Origin of the sequence: Metabacillus litoralis (assembly GCF_007994985.1) — a bacterium.
In the GTDB taxonomy this organism is placed as follows: domain Bacteria; phylum Bacillota; class Bacilli; order Bacillales; family Bacillaceae; genus Metabacillus; species Metabacillus litoralis.
This window is the reverse complement of record NZ_VOQF01000004.1, coordinates 20603-37758: the sequence shown is the minus strand read 5'-3', so window position 1 is coordinate 37758 and position 17156 is coordinate 20603. Positions and strand designations below refer to the sequence as shown.

14 protein-coding genes are annotated in these 17156 nt (G+C 34.5%); all 14 read left to right on the top strand.

Translation table 11 applies throughout. The features are described from left to right. Positions 1–58: 58 nt before the first annotated feature. The 14 genes from FS935_RS07545 (at position 59) to FS935_RS07485 (ending at position 17116) form a co-directional block, all read left to right on the top strand. Positions 59–925 carry an NAD(P)-dependent oxidoreductase gene (locus tag FS935_RS07545; protein ID WP_146947456.1) on the top strand — a complete coding sequence of 289 codons (867 nt, stop codon included), beginning with the start codon at positions 59–61 and terminating at the stop codon, positions 923–925. Positions 926–936: 11 nt separating this feature from the next. Beyond that, the gene (locus FS935_RS07540; protein WP_240050848.1) at positions 937–1374 is read left to right on the top strand and encodes a GNAT family N-acetyltransferase; all 438 of its coding nucleotides are present in this window, start codon (positions 937–939) and stop codon (positions 1372–1374) included. Positions 1375–1761: 387 nt separating this feature from the next. Continuing rightward, positions 1762–3849 (top strand): peptidoglycan D,D-transpeptidase FtsI family protein, encoded by a 2088-nt coding sequence (locus FS935_RS07535; RefSeq protein WP_146947158.1) that lies wholly within the window; start codon positions 1762–1764, stop codon positions 3847–3849. A 148-nt stretch (positions 3850–3997) separates the two neighbouring features. Continuing rightward, on the top strand, positions 3998–4174 hold the full coding sequence (locus FS935_RS23615) for a hypothetical protein (RefSeq protein WP_168714472.1): 177 nt from the start codon (positions 3998–4000) through the stop codon (positions 4172–4174). A gap of 476 nt (positions 4175–4650) precedes the next feature. Next, positions 4651–5883: an acyl-CoA dehydrogenase gene (locus FS935_RS07530; RefSeq protein WP_146947156.1), complete on the top strand. Its 1233-nt coding sequence runs from the start codon at positions 4651–4653 to the stop codon at positions 5881–5883. Then, on the top strand, positions 5883–6659 hold the full coding sequence (locus FS935_RS07525; protein ID WP_146947154.1) for an SDR family oxidoreductase: 777 nt from the start codon (positions 5883–5885) through the stop codon (positions 6657–6659). Before FS935_RS07530 ends, FS935_RS07525 begins: the two co-directional genes overlap by 1 nt. Before the next feature lie 52 nt (positions 6660–6711). Beyond that, positions 6712–8331, top strand: coding sequence for a long-chain-fatty-acid--CoA ligase (locus tag FS935_RS07520; RefSeq protein ID WP_146947152.1), 1620 nt, complete (start codon positions 6712–6714; stop codon positions 8329–8331). 108 nt (positions 8332–8439) lie between these two features. After that, complete coding sequence (locus FS935_RS07515) at positions 8440–9003, top strand: TetR/AcrR family transcriptional regulator (protein WP_146947150.1); 564 nt, start codon at positions 8440–8442, stop codon at positions 9001–9003. A 134-nt stretch (positions 9004–9137) separates the two neighbouring features. Beyond that, positions 9138–10013, top strand: a complete 876-nt coding sequence (locus FS935_RS07510; protein ID WP_146947148.1) for a 3-hydroxyacyl-CoA dehydrogenase family protein — start codon at positions 9138–9140, stop codon at positions 10011–10013. Positions 10014–10186: 173 nt separating this feature from the next. After that, positions 10187–10594 carry an acyl-CoA thioesterase gene (locus FS935_RS07505; protein WP_146947146.1) on the top strand — a complete coding sequence of 136 codons (408 nt, stop codon included), beginning with the start codon at positions 10187–10189 and terminating at the stop codon, positions 10592–10594. Between the two features lie 26 nt (positions 10595–10620). Then, complete coding sequence (locus tag FS935_RS07500) at positions 10621–11691, top strand: phosphotransferase family protein (protein WP_146947144.1); 1071 nt, start codon at positions 10621–10623, stop codon at positions 11689–11691. A 35-nt stretch (positions 11692–11726) separates the two neighbouring features. Next, entirely contained in the window at positions 11727–13469 is a 1743-nt protein-coding gene (locus FS935_RS07495) for an acyl-CoA dehydrogenase FadE (protein ID WP_146947454.1), read from the top strand. A gap of 95 nt (positions 13470–13564) precedes the next feature. Continuing rightward, entirely contained in the window at positions 13565–14548 is a 984-nt protein-coding gene (locus tag FS935_RS07490) for a quinone oxidoreductase family protein (protein ID WP_146947143.1), read from the top strand. A 759-nt stretch (positions 14549–15307) separates the two neighbouring features. After that, on the top strand, positions 15308–17116 hold the full coding sequence (locus tag FS935_RS07485; RefSeq protein WP_146947141.1) for a PAS domain-containing protein: 1809 nt from the start codon (positions 15308–15310) through the stop codon (positions 17114–17116). The last annotated feature ends 40 nt before the right edge of the window (positions 17117–17156 follow it).

Sequence of the window (17156 nt, the reverse complement as noted above, 5' to 3'; positions counted from 1 at the left end):
ATTAATATGATCGAGATAAGTGCTTTTAGGTAATTTGATAGAGAAGGGACTGATGATTATGAACCAAACGATTGGTTTTATTGGCTTAGGTGTTATGGGGAGAAGTATGGCAAATCATATTTTACAAGCAGGTTATCACCTAAATGTTTTTACAAGAACAAAAGAAAAAGCAGAGGACTTATTAAAAGCAGGAGCAGTATGGAAGAATACAGTTAAAGAGCTAGCGGAAGAAAGTAATGTTATTATTACGATCATTGGCTATCCACAAGATGTTGAACAAATTTATTTAGGTGATAATGGTCTCGTTCAATCTGCAAGACCTAAAACAATTCTTATTGATATGACAACTTCTCAACCTTCATTAGCTAAAAAGATATACGAAAACGCAAAAACTAGAGATATTCAAGTATTGGATGCACCTGTTTCAGGTGGTGATATTGGTGCAAAAGAAGCTCGTCTTGCAATTATGGTTGGTGGAGAGCGCGCTGCCTACGAAGATTGTTTACCATTATTTGAAGTCATGGGGCAAAACATTGTATACCAAGGTGAAGCTGGTTCAGGACAACATACTAAGATGTGTAACCAAATCGCAATCGCTTCTGGGATGATCGGTGTTTGTGAAGCTATAGCATATGCAAAAAACTCTGGGTTAGATCCTGAAACTGTCTTAAAAAGTATATCATCTGGAGCGGCAGGAAGTTGGTCTTTAAGTAATTTGGCTCCAAGAATGCTTAAGGAAGATTTCGAGCCAGGTTTTTTTGTGAAACATTTTATTAAGGATATGGGGATTGCGTTAGAAGAGACAAACCATATGCAAATGGATGCACCTGGTTTAGAGCTAGCTCACAAGCTATACAATGAGTTAGCGAAGAATGGAGATGAAAATAAAGGAACACAAGCTCTATTAAAGCTATGGAAATCATAATAAGATCTTTATTGAATAATGATCATGTTCCATACAAGCTACTGTTAGAAGCAGATCCTTCAAAGGAAATGGTAGATAACTACCTTTTGGAAGGTAGCTGCTTTGTGGTGGTGTATAAAGAAGATATCATAGGTGTTATGATCATAACTGAAGCAAGTCAATATGAAAATGAGATCGTAAATTTAGCTATTAAAGAAAAGTACAGAGGTAAAGGCTTGGCAAAACAACTTATTACCTCTGCTTGTGATTATTCTAGGAAAAAAGGTAAACAATCTGTTATTGTTGGGACAGGTAATTCAAGTATTAATCAATTAGCCCTTTATCAAAAATGTGGTTTTCGGATTGACTATGTAAAAAAGAATTATTTTTTGGAAAATTACGCTGGCTCGATTGTTGAAAATGGTATCCCGTGTCTAGATATGGTTATGCTAAAAAAAATAATAGGATAATATAGTGAAATTTGAAACTTTCGTACTGATGAAATCGTCTAATATTATGACAAAAAACAATGTAATCTAATTGCATTGTTTTTTGTATTGTAAAAAAGAGCAGCTTATATGTTTGTTTCACATTTAATTCATAATGTACACGATATCTTCACGAAGGTTATGATAAAATAAAGAGTAAACCTAAATAATAATCAATATTAAGGGTTCTTTTTATGGAATGTTGTTACATTACACTATTGAAGCAAAGATAACAGTGGTTGATCAAATACGCGTTACCAAGATACCACTATACTAAATATAGAACTGTGTTTTTCGTACTCTTAAAAGAAAGAAAACAAGAACTAAAGCAGCTCTATTACCTATAAATATTTTAGAGGAGGATCAACGTTGACAGATCAAAATACAAATGCATCAGAGCAGCGGAAATTAAGAAAATCTAGATATGTTCGGATTAATGTTTTCTTTTTTCTAGTGTTTATATTATTTGTTGCACTTGTTGTTCGTTTAGGTGTTGTTCAAATTGTACAAGGAGAAGAATTCTCTAAAGAGGTTTCCAGAACAGAATCAGATTATGCACGTTTACCAGCACCTCGTGGGAAAATGTATGATCGTTATGATCGAGTGGTTGTTGATAATAAAAGTGTACCAGCGATCACTTACACTGTAGACAAAACAACGAAAACAAAAGATAAACTCGATACGGCAAAAAATCTTTCACAATTTATCAGCTATGACCAGAAATTTTTAATAGAAGAACTAAAAGATAGAGATTTACGAGATTATTGGCTGGCAGCAAACCCTGAAGAAGCAAAAGCTTTACTATCAGAAGAGGAATTAACTCTAAAGCCCTCTGAGACGTATAAGTTACAAGTAGAACGTGTATCTGAAAATGTAGTTGAAGCTATAAAAGCAAATCACGAAGAACTAGAGCTTGCATACATGTACACTCGCTTTTCTTCTGGCTATCAGTATGAACCACAGGTTGTGAAATCATTAAATTTAACAGATAAGGAAGTATCAAGTGTAGCGGAAAACCTAGAGCAGCTTCCAGGAGTTGATGTTATAACAGATTGGGACCGTGAAAATCCTTACGGTGACTATCTCTCAACGATTTTTGGAGGAGTAACTTCACCTGAACAAGGTATACTTGAATCTCGTGCAGATTATTATACAGCAAGAGGATATGCACGAAATGAACGAGTAGGCAAAAGCTATCTTGAATATGAATATGAAGATTATTTAAATCCTCGTAAAGCTAAGGTAGAGTATGTTTCTGATAAAAGCGGAAATATAGTTACACAAAAAGTAATTGATGAAGGTCAAAGAGGATATGATTTAAAGCTCTCATTTGATATGGAATTACAGATGGAAGTGGAAAAAATTGTTGAAGAAGAATTAAGAAAAGCAAGTGCTGGTCACCATTTATTGGATCGTGCATTTGTTGTCATGATGGACCCGTATCAAGGTGATGTATTATCGATGGTTGGTAAGCAATTAAATCCTAAAGATAGATCTGGTGACATGTTAGATTTTGCTTATGGAACGTTTGCTACACAATATGAAGCAGGATCTACTGTGAAAGGTGCGACAGTACTAGCAGGGTATCAAGACGGGATGCCCCTTAATCAATATTACAGAGATCGTACATTGTACTTCAAAGGAACACCACCAAAAAGTTCTTATAGAACTTTAAATGACATGACTGACTTAAGTGCATTAAAACTTTCGTCTAATGTTTATATGTTTTTTGTTGCTATGAGAATTGCTGATGTGGATTATGTGCCAAATGGGCCTCTAAATGCATCTTTAGAGGATTTTCAAACATTACGCAATTATTTTGCACAATTTGGCTTAGGTGTTCCAACAGGAGTGGATTTACCACAAGAATCATCAGGATTGATGAGTACCCCAGATAACCCTGGTAAATTATTAGATATTTCAATTGGTCAATTTGATACGTATACACCGCTTCAATTAGCACAATATGTATCAGTTATTGCGAATGGAGGCTCTCGTGTTCAACCACGTATTGTTACGAGTATTCATGCACCTGTTGAAGAAGCTGAATTAGGTCCAATCGTTGTTGATAAAGCGCCAAATGTCCTGAATAGGGTAAATAATACACCAGAGCAAATTGCACAAGTTCAAAAAGGTTTTAAGCTTGTTGTTACTTCTGGTACTGGAAAAAGTATTAAATACGATGTTGCAGGAAAAACAGGAACATCACAAACATTGTATTATGGACCAAAACGTGAGTATTGGGGTAGAGAAACAAATAACCTGAATTTCGTTGGTTACTATCCATCAGACAATCCAGAGGTAGCTTTCAGTGTTGTTGTGCCATGGGCAAGTAATGATGACGACCCTGTAAATAAAACTATTACAAACCGTATTGTGGAAGCATACATTAAACTTCAAAAGAAATATGTGACAACAACAGAAATTGAATATACAAAGAAGGAAGAAGAGAAGTGATCTCTTCTTCTTTTTTTATCTTTTCAGGATTAAAAATTACTACTATTGAAATAATAAGCAGGTGGAATTATGATTTTTTGCCACAACGTCTATTGGACAAACGAAATGATCAACAAAATCGAGAGCAAATAATAAGGAGTGCTGAAACATGGCAAAGCGTACAAAGAAAAATGATCCACAGCAAAAAAACAAAAAAGGCTTTGATTCGAGTGTAATTGATTCTGAATTTAGTCATGAAGTAGGAAGTACTGACACAAATAAAATTCATAAAGATAAAGCAAAGAAAGAAAAAGCTCCGAAAAATAATGGGGAATATAAAGGTTAAAGAAGCTGGGACATAATTAAAGATATCATACAAAAAGACGAATAAATCTAAATTCAGTTAAGTTGAAAGAAACAAGTTCGTTCCATTGCGCTGCAGACATAAGATTCACCGGGGAGGAAGCTAAGCCTCCTCGTAAGCTGCGCGCCTTTGGGGTCTTAGCCTTTCCTCTGCACCCGCAGGAGTCAAATGTCTTCCGCTCCATTCCACTAGTTCTTAAAAATAGTATACAAATTCAAAAAATCTAATTGAAGACAGCAAATAAAAACCCGAAATATTAGGCGAATAATTAATTGAAATATCTCCTAATATTTCGGGTTTATCATTAGCTTAAATACTTATGTCCCAGCCTCTTCTTAATCTATAATCATTTAATTAATTGAATAATATTGAAAATAATAGTTGAATAGTTATCTATTTTCATAATATGATAGTTACATACCAACCGGTTAGTAAGTAGTGGAAGGAAGTGAGGGTAATTGAATTTTTCCTATTCAAAGAAGGTAATTGATCTTCAAGAGAGAATACATTCATTTATGGATGAATATATTTATCCAAGTGAATATTTGTTTGAGCAGCAACTAAAGCAACAGAAATCTAGATGGAGCAATGTCCCACCAATTATTGAACAGTTAAAATCTAAAGCAAAGGCTGAAGGTTTATGGAATTTATTTTTGCCAAACAGTGAGTATGGTGCAGGTTTATCAAACATAGAATATGCACCACTTTGTGAAATAATGGGTCGTTCTCTAATTGCTCCAGAGGTATTTAATTGTAATGCACCTGATACCGGTAACATGGAAGTACTTGAGAGATATGGTACAGAAGATCAAAAGCAACAATGGTTAAGACCTTTATTAGAGGGTGACATACGTTCATGTTTTTCAATGACAGAACCTGATGTAGCCTCTGCAGATGCAACAAATATCAATGCTACAATTAAGAAAGACGGTAAACATTACATTATTAATGGAACGAAATGGTGGTCATCTGGTGCTGGTGATCCGAGGTGTAAAATTGCGATTGTTATGGGTAAATCAAATCCCGATTCTCCAAAGCATGAACAACAATCAATGATCTTGGTACCTCTTGATACACCTGGTGTAAAGATCGAAAGAATGCTTCCGGTTTTTGGCTACGACCATGCACCACATGGTCATGCTGAAATCACATTTGATTCTGTTCGTGTTCCTGTCTCAAATATGATTTTAGGAGAAGGAAAAGGTTTTGCAATTGCCCAAGGAAGATTAGGCCCAGGAAGAATACATCATTGCATGCGGTTAATTGGAGCTGCAGAACGTGCTCTTGAATTATTATGTAAGCGCGTTCATGCGCGCGAAGCTTTTGGTAGAACACTTTCTCAGCAGGGAGTTATAAATGAGTGGATTGCAGATTCAAGAATAGAAATTGAGCAGGCTAGATTGTTAACTTTAAAAGCAGCATACATGATGGACACGGTTGGAAACAAGAAAGCAAGGTCGGAGATTGCGATGATTAAGGTTGTCGCTCCATCAATGGCTTTAAAAGTTTTAGATCGTGCAATACAAGGTTTTGGTGGTGCAGGTGTTAGTGATGATTTCCCTCTAGCAGCACAATGGGCTAATGCTCGAACTCTAAGAATTGCAGATGGACCTGATGAAGTACACCGAGCACAGGTAGCTAAATTAGAGTTTAAAAAACATTCAAAAACATTTGTGCAGGAGGGAAAATAATGCATATTAAAGATTTATTTGATTTAACTGGAAAAACAGCCATTGTTACGGGAGGTGGTAGAGGGTTAGGTGAACAAATCGCAGAAGGTTTAGCAGAAGCTGGGGCTAATATCGTTCTATGTTCCAGAAAGAAAGAGGCGTGTGATGTAGTAGCAAGTCGCCTATCAGAAAGCGGTGTAGGAGAAGCAATCGGTTTAAAGTGTGATGTAACAAGTCAAGAGGACATAAAAAATGTAGTTGAAGAAACGATAAATAAGTTTGGGAGAATTGATATTTTAGTTAATAACAGTGGTGCAACCTGGGGATCTCCTGCTGTAGATATGCCGATTGCAGCATGGGAAAAGGTAATGAACGTGAATGTAACTGGTACTTTTTTAATGAGTCAAGAAGTTGGTAAGCATATGATTAATCAAGGTAGCGGAAAAATTATCAACATTTCGTCTATAGCCGGTTTAGGTGGAACTGACCCAATGTTTATGGACACGATTGGTTATAACACAAGTAAAGGAGCTGTTATTACTTTCACAAAGGATTTAGCTGCAAAATGGGGTAGGTATAATATTAATGTGAATTCTATTGCACCGGGTTTTTTTCCTACAAAAATGTCAAAGGCAATCATCGAAAATGGTAATGATTATTTTATGAATCGAACCCCACTGAAACGTTACGGGTCTAATCAAGATTTAAAAGGTGCAGCTGTTTTTTTAGCCACAGCAGCTTCAGATTATATAACTGGTGATGTATTAGTTGTAGATGGTGGAATGCATATTATGTGATGCGATGAAAAGCTAGTTTATTAGTTAAATAGTTTTAAGGAGGAAAAATGTGATGGAAAATATGAAAAAGTGGTTTTCAAAATATCCTGATTCAATACCAAATGAAATAGATATACCTCTACTATCTGTTCCTGAAATGCTTCAACAAACTGTACGAACATATGGTAATCATGAAGCGATCTCCTTTTATGGTAAAACCTTTACTTATAATGAACTAGCAAAAATGGTTTATGCATTTACTTCCTCGCTGCAGCAGTCAAATGTACAAAAAGGTGATCGAGTAGCAATTATGCTACCAAACTGTCCTCAATATGTTGTGTCTTATTATGGTGCTTTATCAGCAGGTGCAATTGTGACACAAATCAATCCAATGCTAGTTGAAAGAGAGTTAGAATATATCCTTAATGATTCAGGTGCAGAAACGATTATCGTTTTCAATGCATTTTATCCGCTAGTTAAGGCAGTACAGCTTAAAACAAATTTGAAAAATATCATCACAGTAAGTCTCGAACCTTCTGAGGCAGCTCAAGTAGAAGATTATACATTCGAGAGTTTTCTAGGCAAACAAAACGGTCAGGTTTTACCTATTGAGATTAAGCCAGAAGATGATATCGCAGTTTTACAATATACGGGTGGAACAACTGGACGTTCCAAAGGGGCAATGCTTTCACATCGAAATATTGTGGCAAATGCATATCAATCAGGTGAATTTTTCAAAAATGAAATTCAAGCAGGAAAAGAAAAATGCTTAACTGTTATTCCTCTTTTCCATGTTTTTGGTATGTCCAGTTGTATGAACTTAACGATTCTTTTTGGGAATTCAATGATTATGCTTCCTAGGTTTGATCTTGAGGAAGTATTACAAACAATTAAACGTGAACAGCCAACAATATTCCCAGGTGTACCGACGATGTATGTTGCCATCACAAACCACCCAAAAGCTGAAGATTATCATATAGATTCTATTAGAATCTGTAATAGTGGTAGTGCACCTATGCCTGTTGAGCTTTTAAATGAATTTGAACGCAAAACAGGTGCTAAAATATTAGAAGGATACGGTCTTTCAGAAGCATCACCAGTCACACATTGTAATCCAGCGTTTGCAAATCGGAAACCAGGAACTGTTGGATTAGGGCTACCAAATACAGCTTATAAAATTGTCGATGTGGCTACAGGTACTATCGAGGTACCAGTCGGTGAGCTTGGAGAAATCATTATAAATGGTCCTCAGGTTATGAAGGGATATTGGAATATGCCAGAGGAAACAGCTGTTACATTGCGCGAGGGTTGGTTATTTACAGGTGATATTGCCAGAATGGATGAAGATGGTTATGTATCGATTGTAGATCGGAAGAAGGATCTGATAATTGCAAGCGGTTACAATATCTACCCACGTGACATTGAAGAAATTTTATATGAACATCCATGTGTTCAAGAAGCAGTTGTTATTGGTGTACCTGATCAATACCGTGGAGAAACAGTCAAGGCATTTATTGTATTGAAATCAGAGAAAACAGTTACAACAGGAGAAATGATTGATTATTGTCGTGCACACTTAGCTTCATATAAAGTTCCAACACAAATTGAATTTAGAAATGAATTGCCAAAAACAAATGTAGGGAAGATTTTACGACGTGCTTTAAGAGAAGAAGTATTAAATAGTGGTAGCTAAATGATACTACCGAAAAAAAGAGAAGATCGAACAAATTTTCAAATCTGTTTCCTTTTATCACTATGATATAATCTGATAAAAGTAGAATAGATTGAGAGGAAAACAATGATGAAAGAAAAGATAAGAGAGCTTAGCATCCAGTTATTTGCAACGAAAGGGTTTAAAGAAACATCCATACAAGATATTGTGGATGCTCTTAATGTAACAAAAGGAACATTTTATTATTACTTTACAACAAAAGAACAACTTTTGATGGATATTCATCTAAAGTATATCGATGAATTGTTAAGTAAACAGGAAGCAATTATTAGTGATAAAAATATAAATTGCAAAGAAAAATTATATAAAATTGTTTATCTTCTCATCCACGATATCAAGAAGGAAGGATTAAGTGCAAAGGTGTTTTTTAGAGAAATGAGAAATCTAAACGAACAGCATCTCGCCCTTATTGTTCCAAAACGTGATCATTTCCGTCTTAATATTCAAAAAGTTCTGGATGAAGGAATTAGTAATAATGAAATTAGAGGTGATTTACCAACTGATATTGTTACTTTTAGTATTCTAGGAATGACCAACTGGAGCTACTTTTGGTTCGATCCTAATGGACGTAGAACAGATCAAGAGGTTTCAGATGTTTTTATTAAAGTATTATTAGAGGGTTTAGAAAAGTAAAAGAACTTAGGAGTCAAGCTTTCATTAAATCGAAATCTTGACTCTTGGTAAATAAAAGTTTTATTAATGTTCCTATTATTTCAATAAAATAAACAAAAAACATACTGACTGGTTAGTTAAAATGGAGGGTTTTTATGTCAATTCAAACAGTTTGTGTTGTAGGTGCTGGACAGATGGGACATCAAATTGCGATGTTATCTGCTTTGGCAGGATTTAAAACAATATTGCAAGATTTAAATGAAGTTGCTTTGGATAAAGCAAAATCTAATTTGCAAACATTAATGGAAAGATGGGTAGCTAAAGGCAAAATAACAGAGGAATTTAAAGATGCGTCTTTTAATAATCTTACATTTTCTACTAACATAAAAACATCAGCTTCTGAAGCTGATTTTATCATTGAAGCTATTGTTGAGAAATTAGATGCAAAGCAGGAACTCTTTAAAATACTTGATAAATATGCAAAGCCTACTACTATTTTAGCATCTAATAGCTCAACAATTGTCAATTCGTTACTTGCAGAAGTGACAAATCGTCCTGATAAAGTTATTAATATGCACTTTTTCTTTCCACCACTTGTTATGGATTGTATTGAAGTTGTGAAGAGTGAAAGTACATCAGAAAAAACAGTTCAACTTACAATGGATGTAAGTAAGAAAATGAATCGTACGGCTGTTCTATTACAAAAAGAAATCTCTGGGTTTATAGCTAATCGTATACTTGGTGCCCTGCAGCGTGAAGCAGTTTATCTTTATGAAAATGGTTATGCAGATTTTAAGGATATTGATCTAATTTGTAAAAAAGCATTGCATCATCCAATTGGACCTTTTGAATTAATGGATTTATCAGGAATTGATGTTGGGTATTATGTGATGCAACAACGCTTCGCTGAAACTGGTGATCTATTAGATAAGCCTTCTAGGTGTATAGAGGAAAAGGTAGAACAAGGACATTTAGGAAGGAAAACAGGTAAAGGCTGGTATCTCTATAACAAAGAAGAGATAAAGAATTAGAAGATGTATGCAAATTTACCTTCTTCTAAGCTAGAAACATTTATATAGAATAATATGTATTTATTAATAAGAATGGATCCAGATAGATTCTATACATTTCTGTTTGGATTAAATTTATTTAAAGAACTCCAAAGTTTAGAAAATTCTTATGCAAAGAAAGGAGCTAGAAAATCATGGAGCATCAAACAACTGTTAATGTGCGATTTTGTGAAACAGATGCACTTGGACATGTGAATAACACAAGCTATTTTATTTATCTGGAAGAAGCAAGGGTACTATTTTTTGAGGAAATTGGTTACTCAATGGATACGAATGGGTGGCAGTTCATTTTAGCATCAACAAAATGTGACTTTATAGGGCAGGCATTTTTTAATCAAAAACTAATTATCACAACTGAAGTTAGCAAAATTGGCACAAAAAGCTTTCATCTTTCTCACTCAATACACAATAAAGATACGGAGGAACTAATTGCAAGAGGAGAAGCAATTATTGTGTATTTTAATTTTGATCTTCAAAAAAGTATGCCTTTGTCTACTGAATTAAAAAGTGCTCTAGAAGAGCACTATAGAGCTTTAACATAGTCTATGAGAAAAGGAGTGTCCCATAAATGACTGATATCATTCCAGTTCGTTCTGGTGAAGAACTAGATATTGAGAGAGTTCATACCTTTTTGTTAAAAAATCTTCCTGAAATTCCATCAAGTCTCCCACTTTCAATACGTCAATTTGGAACAGGTGCTTCTAATTTAACCTATGAATTAAAAATAGGGAAATGGGAAGCTGTTCTAAGAAAACCACCTCTTGGTCCTGTTGCACCAAAGGCACATGATATGAAACGTGAATATTTAATCTTGAAAACATTACATCCAATGTTTCCTATTGCTCCTAAGCCTTATATTTTAAGTGAAGATCTATCTATTGTAGGAAGTCATTTTTTTATAATGGAAAGAAAACATGGGGTACTAGTAGACACAGAGTTTCCACCTAATATTAAGGAATCGAAGGAACTTGGAAAGCAGTTAAGTGAGCAGATGGTAAATACCCTTGTTCAGCTTCATGAGCTGCCTTATAAAGGAACTGTTCTTGAAGAATTGAGTAATCCTAAAGGGTTTATGGAACGTCAAGTTTTTGGATGGATTAAGCGATATGAAAGATCAAAAACAGAAGAAATTAAAGAAGCAGATTATATCACTAATTGGTTAGTAAAGAATATTCCTCAGAGTAATGCATCAACAATTATTCATTATGATTTTAAATTTAATAACACTTTATATACTAGTGATTTAGATGGCCTAACAGGCTTGTTTGATTGGGAAATGTCAACAGTTGGTGATCCATTAGCAGATGTGGGAGCAGCCTTAAGTTATTGGTGTCAAGCTGATGATCCAGATTTGTTAAAGAATGGGTTAGGTGAACCACCAATTACAGTAAGGGAGGGTTTTTTTACAAGAAAACAGTTTATTGAAAGCTATGCAAAGAAAAGTGGTCGAGATGTTAGTCAAATCCACTATTACCTTACTTTTGCTTATTTTAAATTAGCTGTTATTTGTCAACAAATCTACTTTCGTTATCATAAAGGCCAGACAACAGATCCACGCTTCAAATACTTTCATTTGTACGTGAAAACACTTATTCAACATGCAACTGCAGTAAGCCAAGAGCCTAATAAAGTTAGATAGTAAATGGAGGGTTTAATTTGAAGGTGAGTCGAACAATGCCTGTAAAAGGTGGTAGTTTTCTATATGATTATGAGCTACCACAAAATATTTTCACTCCAGAAGACTTAACTATTGAGCATATCTTGATTCAGAAAACAGCAGCGCAGTTTATAAGAAAAGAAGTTGAACCATGTAGAGATCAAATTGAAAACCAGGATTTTAATAAAGTTGTAGAGTTATTAAAAAAAGCTGGTGATCTTGGTCTTTTAGCTCATAGTGTTCCAGAGAAATATGGAGGTCTCGGACTTGATAAAATAAGTAAAAGCCTTGTCGGAGAAGAGGTGGGTAGAGCTGGTGGATACGGTGTGGCACATTCTAATCATACTTGTATAGCTACATTACCAATCACGTACTTTGGTACAAAGCAACAAAAGGGTAAATACTTACCGAAACTTGCAAATGGTGAATTTATTGGTGCTTATTGTTTAACTGAACCAAATGCAGGATCAGATGCTCTTGCAGCACAAACAACAGCAAAATTGAACGATGAAAATACTCATTATGTGTTAAATGGTACAAAACTTTATATTACAAATGCTGCTTTCTCAGATACTTTTATTGTCTATGCAAAAATAAATGGTGAAAAGTTTACAGCATTTATTGTTGAAAAAAATTTTCCTGGTTTAGTATTAGGACCAGAAGAGAATAAGATGGGGATAAAGGGTTCTTCAACGAGATCTGTTATTTTTGAGGATTGTCTTGTTCCTAAGGAAAATTTATTAGGAGAAGTGGGTAAAGGGCACGTGATTGCTTTAAACGTACTGAATTTAGGTAGATTTAATTTGGGGTCAGCTTGTGTAGGTGGAGCTAAATATGCATTAGAGCTTACATTAAAGTATACAAATCAACGTTATCAATTTGGTAAGCCTATATCTGGATTCAATGCAACAAAAGAAAAGCTAGCTTTAATGGCAGCAAAAATTTATGCTTCAGAATCGATTCAATTCCGAACAGCAGGATTACTAGAAGATAAGTTAAGTGACTTATATCTTTCTGAGGACACATCAAAAATTGCCTCAAGTCTTATGGAATACGCAACAGAATGTGCAATCTGTAAAGTTTATGGATCTGAAACTTTAGACAAGGTAAGTGATGAAGCTCTACAGCTTCATGGAGGAGCAGGCTATATAAAAGAATACAAAATTGAACAAGTTTATCGAGATTCTAGAATTAATAGGATTTTTGAAGGTACGAATGAAATTAATCGCTTACTATTACCAACACTTTTATATAAAAATGTATTAAAAGGCGTAATAGACATAGACAGTATTATGGGTAGAGCAGTAGAAAATTTATCTACCAGTCATGCTATTAATGAAGAAGTATTTTCAAGTGAAAAAGCAGCAATATTGGCCATTCGAAATGTATTTCTTGTATGTATAGGCACTATTTATCAAGAGTATGGGCAAAAGATTTTTGAACAACAAGAAGCAATGATCAAGTTATCTAATATTGCAATTGAATTATTTGCAGCAGAATCTTCACTTGCAAGAGCAATGAAAAATGACATTCAATTAGCTTATCTTCTAGCGAGGGTAATTGTAGAGAAAGCCACATATGAAACCGAATTTCTCTCGAGACAACTTATAAATGAGTCAATTACTGATAAAAAGAAAAGAATGCAATTAGTTAATCTTGTAACCAATCACTTACAAACACTTGATGTTGTTATCACTTCATTTGAGAAACGGAAAATAGCAGACGCTCAGATAGAAGCTGAGCAATATACATCAACTTAACTCATTAATTATAGAGCTGTGTTTAACTCGAAATTAAACTATTATTCGATGTCTTTGTAATAAAGTTGCATAAGGTAAAAGAATGGAGGAAGAAAATGAAGGCGATTCAATTTACACAGTATGGTGGACCAGAGGTACTTAATTATATTGAATTAGAGAAGCCGAAACCGAGAGATTTTGAAGTGCTTATTAAAATTGAAGCAATCGGAGTTAATTATGCTGACACCGCAAGACGAGAAGGGCAATATGTAGTTAATACACCATTACCATATGTCCCAGGTTCAGAAGTTGCCGGTACGGTTATAGAGATCGGAAGTAATGTAAAACATGTATGTGTTGGAGATCGAGTTGTAACGTTGTTGAGTTCAAAAAGAGCCACAGGGTATGCAGAATATACTGTAGCAAACTCAAGTTCACTTATTCCCATTCCTGAAAGTGTTGATATGAATTCTGCAGTCGCTCTACCTTTACAAGGATTAAGTGCTTATCATATCTTAAAAACAATGGGAAGGTTGGAAAAAGGTGAGACAGTTTTAGTTCATGCAGCGGCTGGTGGTGTGGGTACGATCGCTATTCAGCTTGCAAAGCTATTTGGAGCTGGGAAGGTAATTGCAACAGCAAGTAATGAAGAAAAATTATCTTTAGCAAAGGAATTGGGAGCCGATGTTTGTATTAACTATACAGAAGAGGGCTGGGAGAAGCATGTTCATGAATCCACAGGTGGCGTTGGAGTCGATGTTGCTCTTGAAATGGCAGGAGGAGATATATTCCGTAAAACACTAGATTGTTTAGCACCATTTGGTCGGTTAGTTATATATGGTGTTGCAAGTGGTGAGCAAGCACGACTTTACCCATCAACATTAATGGCAGAAAATAAATCAGTAATTGGCTTCTTTTTGCCAGGTATTATGAAAAGGGAAGAGTTATATCGGAGTAGCTTAATGGAGTTACTTACTTTTGTTGGGGAAGATAAACTAAAATTAACGCTTGGAGGAGTATTTCCATTAACAAATGCAGCAGAAGTACACCGTTTACTTCAAGCAAGGCAAACAAAGGGAAAGTTAGTTCTAATTCCTTAAATAATATTAAAGATATGAATACATTCTTATTATTTTGGTTCAGCGAGGCTAGGACATAAGTAAAGAAGTCATACAAAAAGACGAATAAATCTAAATTCATTAAGCTGAAAGAAACAAGTTCGTTCCATTGCGCTGCAGACACTCCATTCTCCGGGGAGGAAGCTGAGCCTCCTCGGCATACCTGCGGGGTCTCAGCCTTTCCTCAATTCTAAGTAGGTGCCCGAGAGTCTTCCGCTCCATTCCACTAGTTCTTAGAATTAGTATGCAAAATCAAAAAATCTATTGATGACAGCAAATAAAAAACCGAACTATTAGGCGAATGATTAATTGATATATCACCTAATAATTCGGGTTTTTCATAAACTTAAATAATTATGTCCCAGCCTCGTTTTCTTTTCATTGATTGCAGGAAAAGTTGGATAATAGATGGAAATTTTAATAAAGGCTGTTTTCGCAAACTTTGTTGCTTTTATATAGTCGTGAAATCAGCACAGTAGCAAGTCTAGTGGCATCTTTTCTTCATAAAATGGTAGCTTTATATGCAAAAATACACTGTTACTACTGTATATTTTGGTTACATAGCAACATCTTTTCAGAAAAGAGTCTTGATAAAAAAAGGATTTTGATGAAAATGATAGAATAATATATAAATACATACATATCGTAATATTTTATAGCGTTTATTTTATTATCGTTCGTTATATATTACTTATCCAAAATCAGAGAAAATTTATGGTAAAGCTTTAAGGGGAGGAAGCCATGGATCAACAATCTGCATATAGAGAAACAACCAATCAGAATATTGAGATATACGCTATTGTATCTTCAAGTGGGCGCTTCCAATACATTTCTTCAAATTCATATGAATTAATTGGTTTTAAAAATGATGAAGTAGTTAATAAATATATGAAAGAATTTATCCATATTGAAGATTTATTCCTAATAGAAAGCTACTTTCATAATGAGCATCATCTATATCCTTGTTCATTTCGTTTCCTTTGTAAAAATGGTACGTATATTTGGTTTGAAGCATGTGTTGACTTTATAAGAAGTTCCATCAAGAATGAAGGAAAAGAAGTTATCCTTAAAATGAAGGCACTAAACACAAGTAGTGTTTCTTCTAATAAGAAAGCTGCCAAGAAACAAGATCTAATAAGTGGATTGGATGATATTAATGGTAATTTATTGATGGAGGATTTACCAAGTCCACTAATATTAGCCACACAAGGGAAGGTCTGTTATGTAAATAGAGCTTTCCAAGAGTTATTGGGTTCAGATTCAAAGGAACAATTTATTGGAAACTATATATATGACTTTATCGAGCACAGTTTCCATGATATTGTTAAAAATCGGATTCAACGATTACATAATGGCGAACAAGTTGGTATTATTGAACAATTGTGGAATAGAACGGATGGATCAACTGTTAATGTCGAAGTACTTGCTTGTCTCACTGAACATGAGGGCAAAAATGCTGAGTTAATTATATTAACAGATATTTCATCTAAAAGAAACTTTCAAAAGATCCTTCAAAAAAGTAGGGAGCGGTATCAACGGTTGATCGATAACTCGATTGATATGATTGCTGTGATCCATCAAAACAAATGGGTTTTTGTAAATGAAGCAGGAATTAAGTTGTTCCAAGCCGGTGATTATCAGGAAATGTTAGGTAGAAATATTTATAGAGATCTACATCCTGACGACCATCTAACAATGGAGACTGCTCTTAAATCTATACTTGATCGAACAATGGAAGTACATATTTCAAACCAATCTTGGTTAGTAGATAGCAAGAAAACAATTTTTACTGAAATGGTTTGTATTCCAACTACATATTTTGGGGAACAAGCAGTTCAGGTGATTTTAAGAGATATTTCTGATCGAAAAAAAACAGAAGAGTTAATGTTACGCTCAGAAAAGCTATCTATTGCTGGGCAGCTTGCAGCAGGTATAGCTCATGAAATAAGAAACCCTCTAACAGCGATAAAAGGATTTTTACAGATAATGAAGCCAGATATGGAACAACATAGTCAATATTATCAGATCGTCTTTTCGGAACTAAATAGAATTGAATTAATTTTAAGTGAGTTACTAATGCTTGCTAAGCCACAAGAAACTCAATTTAAAAAGACAAACCTAGTGACACTGCTTCAAGAGGTAGCGATGCTTCTAGAAACGCAGGCAAATATGAATAGCGTATTTATAGAGGAACAACATACCGAATCTACTTTATCAGTATACTGTGATGAAAATCAGTTAAAACAGGTATTTATAAATTTATTTAAGAATGCAATTGATGCTATGACTAGTGGTGGTAAGGTTTCTGTTTCTACAAAAAGAGAAAGAGATAAAGTGGTTGTATCTGTTAAAGATGAAGGAGAAGGAATTTCATCAGACTTAATAGAACGAATAGGAGAGCCATTTTTAACAACAAAGGAAAATGGAAATGGATTAGGTTTAATGATTACATATAAAATTATAGAGGATCATAAAGGCAATATTTTAGTGGATAGTGAAATTGGGATGGGAACGACCTTTATTGTTGAATTACCATGTGACATAGCTTGACTGAAATAAACAAAAACAACGGCTAAACGGCCGTTGTTTT